General features: G+C 63.5%; 14 protein-coding genes. 4 read left to right on the top strand and 10 right to left on the bottom strand.

Annotation, left to right across the window (positions count from 1 at the left end; genetic code table 11):
• Positions 1-209 precede the first annotated feature (209 nt).
• The 5 genes from cydC to R4P70_RS05855 all read right to left on the bottom strand — a co-directional run bounded on the left by cydC (position 210) and on the right by R4P70_RS05855 (position 7,205).
• A complete protein-coding gene (gene cydC, locus R4P70_RS05875) occupies positions 210-1,898 on the bottom strand; it encodes a thiol reductant ABC exporter subunit CydC (RefSeq protein ID WP_317830526.1) in 1,689 nt (562 codons plus the stop codon).
• Positions 1,888-3,576, bottom strand: a complete 1,689-nt coding sequence (cydD, locus tag R4P70_RS05870) for a thiol reductant ABC exporter subunit CydD (RefSeq protein ID WP_317830525.1) — start codon at positions 3,574-3,576, stop codon at positions 1,888-1,890. The genes cydC and cydD overlap by 11 nt, the downstream gene beginning before the upstream one ends.
• A gap of 58 nt (positions 3,577-3,634) precedes the next feature.
• Positions 3,635-4,678 (bottom strand): cytochrome d ubiquinol oxidase subunit II, encoded by a 1,044-nt coding sequence (cydB, locus tag R4P70_RS05865; RefSeq protein WP_019745095.1) that lies wholly within the window; start codon positions 4,676-4,678, stop codon positions 3,635-3,637.
• A 9-nt stretch (positions 4,679-4,687) separates the two neighbouring features.
• Positions 4,688-6,187, bottom strand: a complete 1,500-nt coding sequence (locus R4P70_RS05860; protein WP_020970618.1) for a cytochrome ubiquinol oxidase subunit I — start codon at positions 6,185-6,187, stop codon at positions 4,688-4,690.
• 154 nt (positions 6,188-6,341) lie between these two features.
• On the bottom strand, positions 6,342-7,205 hold the full coding sequence (locus R4P70_RS05855) for an aminodeoxychorismate lyase (protein ID WP_019745097.1): 864 nt from the start codon (positions 7,203-7,205) through the stop codon (positions 6,342-6,344).
• A 79-nt stretch (positions 7,206-7,284) separates the two neighbouring features.
• On the opposite strand from R4P70_RS05855, the gene R4P70_RS05850 reads away from it, so the two are divergent.
• From R4P70_RS05850 to R4P70_RS05835, 4 genes are all read left to right on the top strand, one after another.
• Positions 7,285-8,406 (top strand): YgfZ/GcvT domain-containing protein, encoded by a 1,122-nt coding sequence (locus R4P70_RS05850; protein WP_020908934.1) that lies wholly within the window; start codon positions 7,285-7,287, stop codon positions 8,404-8,406.
• The gene (locus tag R4P70_RS05845; protein ID WP_411742458.1) at positions 8,403-9,071 is read left to right on the top strand and encodes an MOSC domain-containing protein; all 669 of its coding nucleotides are present in this window, start codon (positions 8,403-8,405) and stop codon (positions 9,069-9,071) included. The genes R4P70_RS05850 and R4P70_RS05845 overlap by 4 nt, the downstream gene beginning before the upstream one ends.
• The gene (locus R4P70_RS05840; protein WP_317830524.1) at positions 9,068-10,021 is read left to right on the top strand and encodes an asparaginase; all 954 of its coding nucleotides are present in this window, start codon (positions 9,068-9,070) and stop codon (positions 10,019-10,021) included. Before R4P70_RS05845 ends, R4P70_RS05840 begins: the two co-directional genes overlap by 4 nt.
• A 202-nt stretch (positions 10,022-10,223) precedes the next feature.
• Positions 10,224-10,427: a DUF3073 domain-containing protein gene (locus R4P70_RS05835; RefSeq protein ID WP_003940337.1), complete on the top strand. Its 204-nt coding sequence runs from the start codon at positions 10,224-10,226 to the stop codon at positions 10,425-10,427.
• Positions 10,428-10,577: 150 nt separating this feature from the next.
• Here the strand turns inward: R4P70_RS05835 and purM are convergent, their stop codons facing one another.
• The 5 genes from purM to purF form a co-directional block, all read right to left on the bottom strand.
• Positions 10,578-11,657, bottom strand: coding sequence for a phosphoribosylformylglycinamidine cyclo-ligase (gene purM / locus R4P70_RS05830; protein ID WP_003940225.1), 1,080 nt, complete (start codon positions 11,655-11,657; stop codon positions 10,578-10,580).
• Between the two features lie 207 nt (positions 11,658-11,864).
• The gene (locus R4P70_RS05825) at positions 11,865-12,611 is read right to left on the bottom strand and encodes an AIM24 family protein (RefSeq protein WP_019745100.1); all 747 of its coding nucleotides are present in this window, start codon (positions 12,609-12,611) and stop codon (positions 11,865-11,867) included.
• Between the two features lie 13 nt (positions 12,612-12,624).
• Positions 12,625-13,302 (bottom strand): AIM24 family protein, encoded by a 678-nt coding sequence (locus R4P70_RS05820; protein WP_047889835.1) that lies wholly within the window; start codon positions 13,300-13,302, stop codon positions 12,625-12,627.
• A gap of 3 nt (positions 13,303-13,305) precedes the next feature.
• Positions 13,306-13,914 carry an AIM24 family protein gene (locus R4P70_RS05815; protein ID WP_020970622.1) on the bottom strand — a complete coding sequence of 203 codons (609 nt, stop codon included), beginning with the start codon at positions 13,912-13,914 and terminating at the stop codon, positions 13,306-13,308.
• 153 nt (positions 13,915-14,067) lie between these two features.
• A complete protein-coding gene (gene purF / locus R4P70_RS05810) occupies positions 14,068-15,645 on the bottom strand; it encodes an amidophosphoribosyltransferase (protein WP_003940541.1) in 1,578 nt (525 codons plus the stop codon).
• Positions 15,646-15,728: the final 83 nt, after the last annotated feature.

Genomic DNA, 15,728 nt, shown 5'->3' with positions numbered 1-15,728 from the left:
CCCCGAGCCACACCCACGCTTTCGCGCGGATCCCGGTCGGACTGATCGGGGGCTCGGGGGTCGGGTGGCTGCCTGGGATTCGCCGGCCGCTCACGCGGTAAGTGAATTCCATCAGCGATTGCGGCTAGCTGGCAGCCACCTCACGCGTCCGTCTGTACTTCAATTTCAGACCACCTCCTTCCTTGTGTAAAGGAGAAAGTACGCCCACTTCACGACGACGGCAACGTATTTTCCACAGAAACTTTTCCGACGCATATCACCTGGTCAGCTGCTGTGCCGTCCGGAAGTTGGTGGGTGACGACAACAACGGTTCGCGAAGAATCGACCAGCGTTGCGTCGCGACTGAGCAACTCGCGGAGCAACTGAGCGCCCGCATCCGCGTCCATGTGCTCGGTCGGCTCGTCGAGCAGCAGCACCTCCGCAGGCGAGACGATCGCGCGTGCCAACAGCAACCGACGACGCTCACCGCCCGAAACCGCTCGCATACCGCCGACCAGGTAGGTATCGAGCCCTTCCGGCAGTTCCGACAACCAGTCGCCGAGACCAACTGCGGCAAGTGCCTTCTCCGCGTCCTCGGCGGTGAGGTCACCCCGCGCAACGCGCAGGTTCTCGAGTACCGACGTCTCGAAGAGGTGTGCATCTTCGGCGAAGTACCCCACGTGCTTGCGCAGTTCGGCCGGATCGATATCCGAAATATCCACTGCGCCAACGCGAACTGTTCCCGCGACGGGCGGCAGCAACCCCGCCGTCGTCGTCAGTGCGGTGGTCTTTCCGGATCCACTCTCCCCGACGACGGCAACGCGGGCACCGCGAGGAAGATCCACGGAGAGCGGTTCGGTCACCTTTCCCCCGGGCCAACCCGCCTGCAATGCATGCACGCTGAGAATCCCGTTCTCCGGCCACGCACGATTTCCTTCGACGTGTTCCGCGTCGGCTCGATCGAGTACCGCCATGATGCGAGCCGACGCCAGCCGCGCCTTGGTCAACGCCACCGCCGCGCTGGGCAGTATCGCGGTTCCCTCGAAAGCCGACAGCGGAAGCAGTACAAGGATTCCCATGGACATCGGTGACATGTCGGTGGTTCCGTACAGCGTAATTCCGATCAACAGGGCACCGAGGACGCTCACACCGATTGCCAGGGGCGTCGCAGCGGCGGCAAAGGCACTCGGTACCGCCGCGCGATCGGTTGCATCGACCACCTCGTTCTCGGCGGACACAGCCTCGCTCACCGCCTGATCCAAGCGACCTGATACTCGAAGCTCAGCGGAATGGTCGAGCGCGGTAACCGCCGACTCACTGAATCGCGCTGCGGCAGCTGAACTGTCGGCCTCCGCAAGTCGAGCAGCTCGCGCCGACAGCCAGGGCGCCGCAATCCCGGACACCGCCAGCGCGACAGCCAGAATGAGTGCGGCCGGAACCGAGATGAACAACAGGATTCCCACCGCGGCGAAGGCGAGGACAACCGAAACAGCAATCGGGATCAGCGCTTTGACGACGACGTCGCCCAGTGCGTCCACGTCGGCGCCCGTACGGGAGAGCAGGTCACCGCGTCGTAGTCCGGCGGCGGCCGCGGGATCTCCCGCTGCCAACTGCTGGTAGATCCTCGACCGCGCTGCGGTGGTGCCGCGCAATGCAACGTCGTGCGTCGTCAATCGCTCGAGATAGCGGAAGACACCACGTGAGATTCCCAACGCGCGTACGGCAACCACAGCGACGCTGAGATCGAGAACGGGAGGCATCTCCCATGCGCGCGTGATCAACCATGCGGACAGCGCGGCCAAGGCGAGTGCGCTACCGAGTGTTGCCACACCGGCGGCCACCGCAGTCAGTACGCGTCGTGGTCGAAGTTCCAGTAGCCGAAGAGCACGCAGAAGCGGATCGTGAGCGTCACTTCTCATGAGCGCGCACCTCGACGATCCGGTCAGCTGCGGCGAGCACACTCGGACGGTGGCCGATCACGACGACTGTGTCGCCGCGCTCCGCCCGTGCTCTCAGAGAAGCCAACACTGTCCCTTCAGAATCGGAATCGAGGTGAGCGGTGGGTTCGTCCAGGACAAGAACTGCGCGGTCGGAGGCGAGCACGCGTGTCAGCGCCAGTCGTTGTCGCTGCCCCAGCGACAAACCTGTGCCGCCGACGCCGATAACGGTCTCGACACCCGCAGGCAGCTCGGCCAATACCGCGTCGAATCCCGTCGCAGCAGCGGCGCGAGCCAATGCTTGCGCATCGACGACCCCGGTGAGATCGAGATTTTCACGAACGGTGCCGGGTAGGAGGACCGGATACTGGGGAAGCCATGCCAACTGACTCCACCACGCGTGCTCGTCCAGGTCTCGGACATCGACGCCGGCGACCGTCACGCGGCCACTGCTCGGTTCGATCAGCCCGAGTAGCGCGTGCACTGCCGTCGACTTGCCGCAGCCGTTGGGACCGGTGAGCACGGTGATCGCCCCTGGCAACGCCACGGCGGAAAGTTGAGACGGTGCGACTCCCCCACGAGAGGTCACGCCGAGTCCGTCGAAGACGATGTCGGCACCGCGAGCGACCACCGTCGTGCTACCACCCTCCGGTGCCGCAGAATCCGCCTCGATCACCTCGAATGCCTTGTCGGCTGCCGCCATTCCGTCCTCGGCGGCGTGGAACTGGGTTCCCACCATCCGAAGCGGCAGATACACCTCGGGTGCGAGGATCAACGCGACTATCCCCGGCTCGAGTGACATGTCCCCGTACACGAGTCGCAAGCCGATGCTCACGGCCACCAATGCGACGCAGAGTGTTGCGAGCAGTTCAAGCACCATCGAGGACAGGAATGCGACGCGGAGGGCAGACATGGTCGTCCGTCGATGGGCGTCACCGAGTTCACGGACACGCTCGGCAGGGCCTTGCTGACGACCGAGCGCTCGCAGTGTCGGCAGTCCGGCAAGTAGATCGAGCAGTTGCGAAGACAGCGTGGTCATCGCGGCCAGTGTCTTCTCCGACTTACCCTTCGTCAGCAAGCCGATGAGAATCATGAAGATCGGGATCAGCGGCAGCGTCACGAAAATGATGACCGCGGACGTCATGTCCTGCACCGCAATGACTATCAGGGTGATAGGCGTCAGTGTCACCGACAGGACCAGAGCCGGAAGGTATCCAGTCAGGTACGGACCGAGGCCGTCGACACCGCGGGTGACCACGGTCGCGATCTCGTCCCGCCGAGGATCCAGATCGCGCGGACTCATCGCCGTCGCCGACGTCAGCACGCCGTTCTTGATCTCGGCAACGACGCGAGTCGACGTCCGGTGCGCATACCTCGTCTGCAACCAGGTCCCCAGAACCCTGACTGCCACAGCTGCGGCCAGAACAACCAATTCGGTTGTCCACGAAGAAACATTCACAGTTCGAGTGGTGATCACTCCGGCCAGCACTCGGCCGATCATGAGCGCCGCGACGATGACCATCACGACGTTCACCATCGACAGAGCGACCGTCAGGATCAGATAGCCGCGCGCAGAGGCGGAATGGCGCCACAGTCGCGGGTCGATCGGCCCCCGGCGACGCTCCCGAGTGGTGGGAGCGTCGCCTACTTCGATAGTCACGTGAATTCGACCGTCAGTTCTTTCGGCATTCGAATGTTTCGTGATTCAAGGTTGGTGACTACCACGTCTTCTCCTTGAATCGCAGACCGATCGACGCCGGAATCTGCTTGGAGGAGATGCGCTGTCGGAACACCCAGTACGTCCAACCCTGGTAGATGATCACCACCGGCGTCATGAATGCCGCGGCCCACGTCATCACCTTGAGCGTGTACGGACTCGACGACGCGTTCTCGATGGTCAGGCTGTACGCCGGATCGAGCGTCGACGGCATGACGTTCGGGAACAGCGAGGCGAACAGCAGCACGACGGTGGCGATGACGGCCACACAGGTGAGAACGAAGGCCCAGCCTTCACGCTCGGCCCGCGTCAGGAAGACGACGCCGATCAGTGCAGCAGCAGCTGCGGCTACCAGAATCCACGTCCATCCCTTGCCGTAGGCGAGCTGCGTCCACAGGACGAATCCGCCGGCGACGGGAATAGCCGGAATTGCGAGTCGTGCAGCAATTTTCACTGCGTCTTCACGAACCTCGTCGGCACTCTTGAGTGCCAGGAACACAGCGCCGTGGAGAGCGAACACCAGCGCGGTGGTCAGACCGCCGAGCAGTGCGTACGGGTTGAGCAGATCGAAGAATCCCGACTCGACCTGCTTGTCGGCGTTGATCGCCACGCCCCGAACGATGTTCGCGAAAGCCACACCCCAGAGAATTGCCGGGACCCAGGAGCCGAAGATGATGCCCCAGTCGCAGCGCTGACGCCATTTGTCGTCGTCGATCTTGCTTCGCCATTCGATGGCACAGATTCGAACGATCAAGGCCACCAGGATGATCAGCAGCGGCAGATAGAACCCGGAGAACAATGTCGCGTACCACTCCGGGAATGCCGCGAACATCGCGCCACCGGCGGTGATCAGCCACACCTCGTTGCCGTCCCACACCGGGCCGATCGTGTTGAGCGCCACCCGTCGACGCGTATCTGCCGGGAGGTCACTGCCTCTGCCGACGATCGGCATGAGCATTCCGACACCGAAGTCGAACCCTTCGAGGACGAAGTAACCGATGAAGAGCACTGCGACGAGCACGAACCATACTTCTTGAAGTCCCATGATCGCCTCCTAGTACGCGAACGACAGTTGTTTGGGCTTGTCCGGATCTTCCGGCTCGTCATGATCCGTATCGCCCGGCGGATGCATGTCGTGCTCCAACGGACCTTCCTTCGCGTACCGCACGATCAGCTTGAACCAGACCACACCCAGCGCTCCGTAAAGGAGGGTGAAGGTGATCAGCGAAGCCCAGACGGTAGCCGACGCGTGGTCCGAAACACCTTGGTCGACAGTCAGTCTGATCATGTCGACGCCGGTTGGATTGGGATGCACCACCCACGGCTGACGGCCCATCTCGGTGAAGATCCAGCCCGCGCTGTTCGCCATGAACGGAGTGGGAATCGCGACGAGACTGAGGATTCCGAACCACTTCTGGTCCGGGACCCGCCCCTTACGTGTGACCCACAGTCCCGCGAGAGCCAGTGCTGCCGAACCGGCGGCGAGGCCGATCATGGCGCGGAAAGACCAGTACGTGACAAAGAGATTCGGTCGGTAGTTGCCCGGTCCGAAGTCCTGCTCCGCCTGCTCCTGCAGTTGGTTCACGCCTTGCAGTTCGACGCCGGTGAACTTGCCCTCGGCCAACCACGGTAGAACGAACGGCACCTTCAGAACGTGCGTCACGCTGTCACAGTTGTTGTGTGTACCGATGGTGAGAATCGAGAAATCCGGATCCATCTCGGTGTCGCACAGCGATTCTGCCGACGCCATCTTCATGGGTTGCTGCTGGAACATGAGCTTGCCTTGGACGTCACCGGTGTAGATGATGCCGATCCCGGCCACGATCATGACGAGCAAGGCGAATCGTGTTGCCGGGCGGTACATCGTTCGCGCGTCGGTTTCGAGACGCTCGGCTTCGGCGGCCTCAGCCTGCTTGGCGCGGCGCATGTTCCGCACCATCCACCAACCACTGATGCCGGCAACAAACGTCGCCGCCGTCAAGAAGGCGCCGGCAACCGCGTGCGGGAAGGCAGCAAGAGCGGTGTTGTTGGTCAACAGCTCCCAGATACTGGTGAGCTCGGCACGACCCGTCTCAGGGTTGTACGTCGCACCGACCGGATGCTGCATGAACGAGTTGGCCGCGATGATGAAGAACGCCGACGCGTTGACGCCGATCGCCACGAGCCAAATGCACGCCAGGTGTACAAGTTTGGGAAGCCTGCCCCAACCGAAGATCCACAGTCCGATGAAGACGGACTCCATGAAGAAGGCGACCAGGCCTTCCAACGCGAGTGGAGCTCCGAACACGTCGCCGACGAATCGCGAGTACTCGCTCCAGTTCATGCCGAACTGGAACTCCTGCACGATGCCGGTGGCTACACCGAGTGCGAAGTTGATGAGAAAGAGCTTGCCGAAAAACTTGGTGAGCCGATACCAGTGGTCCTTTTTGGTGACCACCCACATCGTCTGCATGATCGCGATCATCGGTGCAAGTCCGATGGTCAGCGGAACAAGGATGAAGTGGTAGACGGTAGTGATACCGAACTGCCACCTGGAGACGTCCAAAGTATCCATTGGCTACTCCGAGAGTAGGGCCCTGGGACAGGCTTCGGGGTTCGAGACGCGGGCAGTCGCTCGGCCCCTGCGGACACGGTACTGCTGTCCGGTTTGGACCGCAGGACTTTGCTACTACCAAATGTAGTAGAGACCTGTCGCGATTCCTATTCGCCTATCGCCCTGCTGAATCCGAATCAATTGCACGTTCAACCAATTCCGCGAATTCCTCGGAGACCTTCGGCTCTGGCAATGCGAGCCCGTCGAGTGTATGGACGCGTGCGGCCAGCGTGACGCTCGAAACCATCCACACTCCGTCGGCCGCAATCAAATCCGCAGGTCGGAGGGTTTCGTATCGGCAATCGAAGCGAGCACTGCCGGCAACGTCGAACAGAGCACGCTGCGTCGTACCCATCAAAATGCCCTGTGCGGGAGGCGGTGTGATCAAAGTCCTGTCCCGAACGATCACCACCGTCGAGCGTGGCCCCTCCAACACATTGCCCTCGGAACTGACGAAGATCACATCGTCGGCACCCAAATTCGCCGCATATCGGAGCGCTGCCATGTTGGTTGCGTAGGACAACGTCTTCGCGCCCAGTAGCTGCCAGGGTGCCCGGGCAGAGAGATCGACCGAGAAACCTCGCTCGAGAGTCATCACCGACAGCCCCGATTCGCGGACCTGTCTGACCCGATCAGCCACCGGACCGACCATCACGAAGGCTGTCGGCTTGTCACCGCTCTCACGGCCGCGGGTCAGAACAAGACGAAGAGCGCCTTCCTTCTCTGTCCCCCACTCCTCGGCTGCCATCTCGATCGCCAGACGCCAGTCATCGAGAACGGGGGCGGGCAGACCCAGTGCCCGCGCGCTCAGAACCAGTCGACTCAGATGTCCCTCGACCACCCGCGCCCTACCGTCGCGCACCAACAGCGTCTCGAAGACTCCGTCGCCGCGCACCACCGCCAGGTCGTCGGCGTGCAGAAACGGTGCGTCAGCATCGAGCACCTCATGGTCGAGAGTCACCAATACGCGATCAGGCATGCCATCAACCCTAACGATCCGCCAAGCCGCCGGGGCCGCCCTGTAACCGCGATCCCGCCCACACTCCTAGACTGGTCTTGTGGTCGACAACGCTCTTGTGCCCAACAGCCCACTTCTGACTTCCCCCGGCGCGGTCACCGCACCGGACGGTTCGGCCGACATCGGTGTCGCATGGCACTACGGCGATCCCCTCGGTGAACAGCGAACCGCGCAGCGCGCAGCAGTGGTGGTCGACCGCAGTCACAGATTCGTGATCGCCATTCCCGGCGACGAACGCCTCACGTGGCTGCACACGATTTCGAGCCAGCACATCGCCGCGCTCCCCGACGGCAAGAGTGCCGAGAACCTGAGCCTGGATGTCAACGGACGCGTCGAGCACCACTTCGTGCAGACGGACCTGGCCGGTGTCACCTGGATCGACACCGAAGCCGATCGCGGACCCGACCTCCTCTCCTTCTTGAAGAAGATGGTGTTCTGGTCCAAGGCCGAACCTCGGGACGGCAACGAACTCGCGGTCCTGAGCCTGGTCGGTCCCGAATCCCCGGCTGTCCTCTCCGCGATCGGCGTGCAGACACCAACCGATGCCTACGACGCTCTCGCGCTGGCCGACGGCGGGTTCGTCCGCCGCATGCCGTGGCCCACCGAGGACTCTTTCGATCTGCTCGTCCCACGTGAGCAACTGGCGGCATGGTGGACCAAGCTGACCGATGCCGGTGCCAAGCCCGCCGGAAGTTGGGCCTTCGAGGCGCTCCGCGTCGAAGCGAGGAGGCCTCGCCTCGGACTGGACACCGACGAGCGGACGATCCCGCACGAGGTCCACTGGATCGGCGGGCCGGCCGAACACGGCGCCGTCCACCTCGACAAGGGCTGCTACCGCGGTCAGGAAACCGTCGCCCGGGTTCACAATCTCGGCAAGCCCCCGCGCCATCTCGTTATGTTGCACCTCGACGGCAGCGCCGAAGCGGTCCCGGAACCGGGTGACCCGATCACGGCGGGCGGACGGGCAGTCGGACGTGTCGGGACCGTCGTCAATCATCACGAACTCGGCCCCATCGCGCTCGCTCTGATCAAGCGCAACATTCCGGTCGACACCGAACTGATGGCCGGCCCCAGCGCTGCGTCCATCGATCCGGATTCGATCGTCGCGGACGACGCACCCCAGGCCGGACGTGAGGCTGTCAACCGATTGCGCGGAAAGTGACGGGCATGGTCGACGCGGTCTGCGTCGTCCACACCGAACGTGACAGTGGCGTCAGGCGAGTCCCCCGGACCGCGATCGACAAGCGTCCCGTCGACGGCCGCGTCGCGGTGGGACGACTCGGTCTGGGTGGCGACTACGTCTGCGACACCGAATTCCACGGCGGCGCCTTCCAAGCTGTCTACGCGTATCAGCGCGACGAAGCGCAGCGATGGTCGGACGAGTTGGGCCGACCGCTCGCCCCGGGGTGGTTCGGCGAGAACCTCCACATCAGCGGAATGCTCGTCACGGACGCCGTGATCGGCGAGCGTTGGCACATCACCGGAGCCGAGGCGTCGGACGTTCTCGAACTCGAGGTAACCGCTCCCCGCGTCCCGTGCGGCACCTTCGGCATCTGGGCCGCGGAAAAGGGCTGGGTCAAAAGATTCACCGAGCGGACCGACGTCGGCGCCTACCTTCGCGTCAACCGGACCGGCACGATCGCCGCGGGCGACTCGGTCACCCGAGTCCACGTACCGGATCACGGCGTGACTGTTCGAGAGGTCTTCGCCGGAACCGACCCCGAGAGACTCCGACGGCTCCTCGCAGAACACACCGATCTTGCACCGAACGTCGCCGTGCGCGTCCAGAGGTTCATCGAACAAGCAGAAGCGCAGGTGCACTCGTGAGTATCGAATTGGTGGAAGTGGTCCGCTCCGGATTCCGCGAATGCGTGCATCGCGGATCGGCCGTCATTCTCGGCGCCGACGGCGAGGTCGTTGTCGGACTCGGGGAGATTCACACACCCATCTACCCGCGCTCGGCGAACAAGCCGCTGCAAGCCGTCGCTGCGCTTCGTAACGGCTTTGCACCCACCAGTCCGGAAGAGTTGGCCGTCGCGTCGTCCTCACATGCGGGCGAGGCCGATCACATCGAACTGGTCGCCGCGCTTCTCGCGCGCTACCAACTCGGTGTCGACCAGTTGCAGTGCCCCTCCGATCTGCCGGGCAACGAACTGGCCCGAGCCGAACTGATCGCAGCGGGCGAGCTTCCCAGTCCGATCTACATGACCTGCTCGGGCAAGCACTCCGCGATGCTCGCGACGTGTGTGGTGAACGACTGGCCGCTCGAGACGTACATGGAGCCGACCCATCCCCTCCAACTCGCGATCCAGGAGACGATCTTCGATCTCAGCGGCGAGGAAGAGCAGGAACTCGGCATCGACGGTTGTGGTCTCCCGATCGTCCCGCTTTCGCTCACGAACCTGGCTCGGGCATTCGGACGCCTGCCCTCGGCTGAGCCGGACTCCCCTGAACGGGCTGTGGCCGACGCGGTCCGCGAAAACCCCTTCCTCGTCTCGGGCACGGGCCGCAACGATCAGCGCCTGATGTCCGCCGTGCCGGGTCTGTTCTCCAAGACCGGATACGACGGCATCTACGCCGGAGCGCTTCCCGACGGTTCCGCTTTCGCCCTCAAGATCGACGACGGCCACGAGCGGGCGCTCCTGCCATTGGCGGCAGCTCTGCTCAAGCGAATGAACACCGAGTGGACCGAGGAATTGGCGGCTCTCGCATACGCTCCGGTCTTCGGCGGGGACGCCCGAGTGGGGACGATTCGCGCAATTCCCGGAAACTTCTGAGCAGTTCTCACAAAGTTCTGACGAGTTCTTTCAGCATCCTGGCAGCTCGCGGCCATAGTGAGAGCAATCAGACACGGCGGTGAGGCGTTCGTGGAAGCGGAAGCGACTTTTCCACGCTAGAGTGTGTGTCAGGAAACTTACACACTCAAACGGGGCCGCCAAATTCCCCAGGCCGCCCCGCGAAAGCGCGAGGGGGTCAGCCATGGGCCGCGGCCGGGCTAAGGCAAAGCAGACCAAGGTTGCACGCGAATTGAAATACAGCGTACCGACCACGGATTTCGACAGCCTGCAAAGAGAGCTCGCAGGTGGATCGACCAACTCGCATCGGAGCAGTGTCCGATCGGACCAGACTTCCGATAGGGAAGGGCATGCGCGAGAGGACGACTACGACGACTGGCGGCGTTGACCGCGCACTGCCACCGCGCAGACTGTGAAATGAGGAAGAGCTGATCGCTCTTCCTCATTTTTGCGTTCCATTTTCTGCCTCGCGCCTGCTTGTACGTACACACAAAACTGCCCCACCGGATCTCTCCGATGGGGCAGTTGACGTTGTGGTCTAAAAGCGCGGGTGGTCTCCGGCCAGGAACGCACGCTCTGCAGCGGCGTCCGACGCCTTCTTGACGCTACCGAGCGTCCAGCAGTCGATGTGGCGTGCAGTCAGGACGGCAAGTGCGCGGTCGACGTCCTCGGGCGCCACGACGGCAACCATGCCGACGCCCATGTTGAAGGTCTGCTCCATCTCGGCGCGCTCGACGCGTCCGCGCTGCGCGATCATCGCGAACACCGGAGCGGGGCTCCAGGTTCCGCGATCGAGTTCGGCGACCAAGCCCTTGGGCATGACGCGCGCGAGGTTGTTGGCAAGGCCGCCACCCGTGACGTGGCAGAAGGTGCGCACGTCGGTCTCGGCAGCGAGTGCCAGGCAGTCCTTGGCGTAGATCTTCGTGGGCTCGAGCAGTTCTTCACCGAGCGTGCGGCCGAACTCGTCGACGTGTGCGCTCAGGTTCATGCGGTCGATCTCGAGCAGGACCTTGCGGGCCAGGGAGTAACCGTTGGAGTGAAGTCCCGACGAGCCCATGGCGATGACGACGTCGCCGGGGCGAACGCGGTCCGGTCCGAGCAGCTTCTCGGCCTCCACGACACCGACGCCGGTGGCGGAGAGGTCGTAGTCACCGTCAGCCATGATGCCGGGGTGCTCGGCGGTCTCGCCACCGAGGAGAGCGCAACCGGCCTGGATGCAGCCCTCGGCGATGCCGCTGACCAATTCCGCGACGCGCTCGGGGATGACTCGGCCGACAGCGATGTAGTCCTGAAGGAACAGCGGCTCGGCGCCACAGACGACGAGGTCGTCGACAACCATGGCGACGAGGTCGAGTCCGACCGTGTCGTGCTTGTCCATCGCCTGCGCGACAGCGAGCTTGGTTCCGACGCCGTCGGTCGATGCGGCGAGCAGCGGCTCCTTGTAGTCACCCTTGAGGGAGAACAAGCCGGCGAAACCACCGAGGCCACCCATGACCTCGGGGCGGCTGGCCTTCTTGGCCAGAGGGGCGAAGAGTTCCACCGCCCGGTCGCCTGCGGCGATATCGACTCCTGCTGCCGCGTAGGAGGCGCCTGCGGTGCGGTGACTGTCCTCGGTCATCGGGTTACTACTCCAGCCTTGTATTTCTCGCGAGCACGTATTGCTCGTGCACAGGTAAGTGGTCTTGCAATGTGAAGTGTTTGCAATCCTCGTGACGCGAGATGGATCGTTCGACTCGAGACCCAGAGCGCGCACACAAATACCGACGATTACGCCCATACGCTACCGGACCGGCCCCCTCGGTGAGACCTCGCGTACCCCGAGACGTCAGTTCTGCAGCCGCGCACCGATCGAGGAGTGCAGCGCTCGCAGACTGTTCTGCCCGAGTGCAACGGTCTCGGATTCGATGTGTTTGAGGAGGTGCCCGTCGTGGACGACCTTCTCGCTCGACTGGATCAGCACCGTGCCGGCTCCGGTGAAATCGAACTGGCGTTCTTCACCGGTATTCGCGCCGAACATGCTTCCCCGAACCGCGCCCAGGAAGCTCTGCATCCAGTCCGCATCGAAGTGATGGGACGGCGACGGGCAGTCGGCCCAACCCACCAACGCCTGCGGGTCGATGCGCAGCGGCGGCTCCGCGAACATGACCGGGCCGTTGGACGACGCCAGGAACTTGCCCGTTCCCAGCAGCGTCAAAAAGCCTGGGACGATGGACTGTTTGAGGTCCAGGCTCGTCTCGAAGGCGAGGAGATTGGCCGCGCGAATCGTGAGGTTGCCGTCGTCGAGGTCGTAGGAATTGATATTGAATCCGCGGTCGCCGAGGATCAACTTGCCCTGCCCCTGGGCGAGCACCCAGTCGTCCGCGTAGAGCGGCGAAGAGAACCTGGCCGCGACGATCGCCGTCATGCTCGTGCGCCCGAGGGGCTCGAAGTTGATGTTTCCGTAGTACGCGATCATCGCGCCCTTGGACGTGAACCACGGTTGTCCGGCCATCTCGACGCAGAAGGCGTAGTCGTTGCCCGGGACGTTGTCGTTGGCGGGCAGAGTTGCCGGATTGTGAATTTCGATACCCATGCTCTTTGCCCTCTCAGAACTTCTGCTCGGACGCCTGGACCCAGACGGTGCCGGCGCCGGTCATCTTCAGCTGGATGGACTCCCCCGAGCCTTTGCCGACGGCCTCGCGCCAGCCGACGTTCGCGGAGATGTCGACGTTGATCTGACCGATATGGCACACGTATGCCTGTGGGTCGACGACGACCTGAGGATTGTTCGGACCGACCTGCAACGGAATCGCGCCCCCGTGCGAGAGAACCGCGACGCTTCCCTGGCCGTGCAACTGCGTCGTGAACAGTCCTTGACCGGTCATCGCTCCGCGTACCGCTCCGCGCACACCGCCCTGCGACGTGAGAGCGACTATCGAACTCTGGAGGTAACCGTCGTGTGCGAGGAGTCGGTCGGCTTCGACCGTGAGCATCGACGAACCGTCGAGGTGGATGACCTCGACATACAAGCCGGCGTGCCCGTAGAAGACCTCACCGTTTCCCTCGGCCGCCATCATGCGTGCATGCTCGCCGGACATCATGCGGCCGGCCATCCCGGCGATACCGCCCATGTTCGGCATGGCGCCTGGCCCACCGCCCATGCTGTGCGGGACGAAGCGGACGTCACCGGTGTAGTAGAGCATCGACCCGGTGCGGGCAAGCACGTTCTGGCCAGGCGCGAGGGTCGACTTGACGACCTTGCTGTTCACCAATTCCAACGGCATGGTTCAGCGCTCCTCGGGCTGGATGTAGACGACTCCGGATCCGTCGAATCGCAGCGAGAACGCTTCACCGCTGCCACCGCCGATCGCGGAGCGCCAGGTGACGTCGGTGACGAAGCTCTGGTTGAGCTGGCCACGGTGAGCGACGAATGCGTCGGGATCGGCAACCAGCGGATACTGCGGGCTGACTTCGAGCGCGATGATCGGTCCGCCCTTCGACAGCACGGCCACCAGACCGGTGCCGCTGACGACCGTCGTGAACAAGCCCTGTCCGGAACCTGCGCCGCGGAGGCCGGCAAATTTCACATCGGTTCGCAGCTGTCCGACCAGTGCGAGCAACTGTGACGCTTCCACGTGCAGAGCGTCGTTGTCGAGTTCGATGATCGTGATGTCCTGGGCGTCGACCGCGAAGTAGACGGTGCCTTGTCCGCTGACTTCCATCAGGGACAGTGATTCACCTGCCGCCTTCTGTTTCAGCGCGGCACGTAACCCTCCGCCACCGCCCATACCGGCGTTCTTGAAGGTGATCGCACCCTCGTACGCCACCATCGAACCGTTGATCGCTTTGATGGTGTCCCCCACCAGGTCTGCGACCAGTACCCGGTGCCCATCCATTCTCAGTTGCGCCACGGAGGGCACTATGCCAGATGCTCACGACGTATGCCGTGTCGTCGAACGGAAAGTCGTGGAACAGAAAATCTGCCGCCCACATGTTGTGGACGGCAGATTCTCGGCTATCGATTTTCGGCGCTTTGCAGCTTTCGGTGTTCAGGGGCGGCTGAGCGCGCTCGCGTTGTCGTTGTCGCGAGTGGCCGTCGAACCTGCGGTGCTCTCGAGCATCCCCTCGAGGACGTTCTTGCCGATCGACGTTTCCTTGGGAAGCGCGATCGGGTAGGTCCCGTCGAAGCAGGCGGCGCACAGACGGCTGGCCGGCTGCTCGGTCGCGGCGATCATGCCTTCGGTGGAGATGTATCCGAGCGTGTCCGCTCCGATGGAACGACGCACACCGTCGAGCATTTCCTCGAACGTCGCATCCTGTCCGCCTGCTCCGTTGGCGATCAATTCGGCCGGTGAGGCGAAGTCGATGCCGTAGAAGCAGGGCCACTTGACCGGCGGCGAGGCGATACGGACGTGAATTTCGAGGGCGCCGGCTTCGCGGAGCATCCGGATGAGCGCACGCTGAGTGTTACCGCGGACGATCGAATCGTCCACCACCACAAGCCGCTTGCCGCGGATGACTTCCTTGAGCGGGTTGAGCTTGAGCCTGATACCGAGCTGACGGATCGTCTGCGACGGCTGGATGAAGGTACGGCCGACGTAAGCGTTCTTCATCAAACCCTGGCCGTAAGGAATGCCCGAACCCTGGGCGTACCCGACGGCGGCGGGGGTGCCGGACTCGGGAACGGGGATGACCAGATCGCCTTCGGCGGGGTGCTCGCTGGCGAGCAGACGGCCGATCTCGACGCGGGTCGAGTGGACCGAACGGCCACCGATGACGCTGTCGGGACGCGCGAGGTAGACGTACTCGAAGACACAACCCTTGGGAGTCGGGTTCGCGAAACGCGAGGAGCGGACGCCGTCTGCGTCGATCGCGAGTAGCTCACCGGGTTCGATGTCGCGAACGAACGACGCGCCGACGATGTCGAGGGCTGCGGTCTCGCTGGCGACTACCCAACCGCGGTCGAGTCGACCGAGGCAGAGCGGGCGGATGCCGTGCGGATCGCGCGCTGCGTACAGCGTGTGCTCGTCCATGAAGGTGAGGCAGAACGCGCCCTCCAACGTGGGAAGCAATTCCATCGCGGCCTGTTCGATGGTGCTGTCGCCGGCAGCGTGTGCCAGGAGACCACCGATGAGGTCGGAGTCGGAAGTCGCGGCATTGGGGCGCTTGTCGTTGACCAGGCCGGCTGCACGGGTGCGGCTCGCGAGTTCAGCGGTGTTGACCAGGTTGCCGTTGTGGCCGAGCGCGATGCCGGTACCGGCAGTGGTCGTACGGAAGATGGGCTGCGCGTTCTCCCACGTCGTGGAACCTGTGGTGGAGTAACGGCAATGTCCGACGGCGACATGTCCTGGCATCGCTGCGAGAGTCTGCTCGTCGAATACCTGGCTGACCAGGCCGAGATCCTTGAACACCAACACCTGGGAGCCGTCGGCTACCGCAATGCCGGCAGCTTCTTGACCACGGTGCTGAAGTGCGTACAGGCCGTAATAAGTGAGCTTCGCCACATCCTCTCCCGGCGCCCAGACGCCGAATACACCGCATTCTTCGCGGGGCTCGTTCTCGTCCTCGTCGGACGGGTTCGAAGCGAGGAGATTTGGACTGTTGACCGACAGATCGGCACGAGTCACCGGGCGCTCCCTTTGTGGGCAGGGGTTGGGGGGCATCCACAGTCTACGGCCATTTTGGGACACACTTCCCCTGAGGGCAGCCT

It is taken from the genome of Rhodococcus sp. IEGM 1241, assembly GCF_033142365.1.
GTDB classification, from domain to species: domain Bacteria; phylum Actinomycetota; class Actinomycetes; order Mycobacteriales; family Mycobacteriaceae; genus Rhodococcus_F; species Rhodococcus_F erythropolis.
The sequence above is the reverse complement of the archived record's forward strand: the minus strand, read 5'-3'. Positions and strand labels throughout refer to the sequence as shown.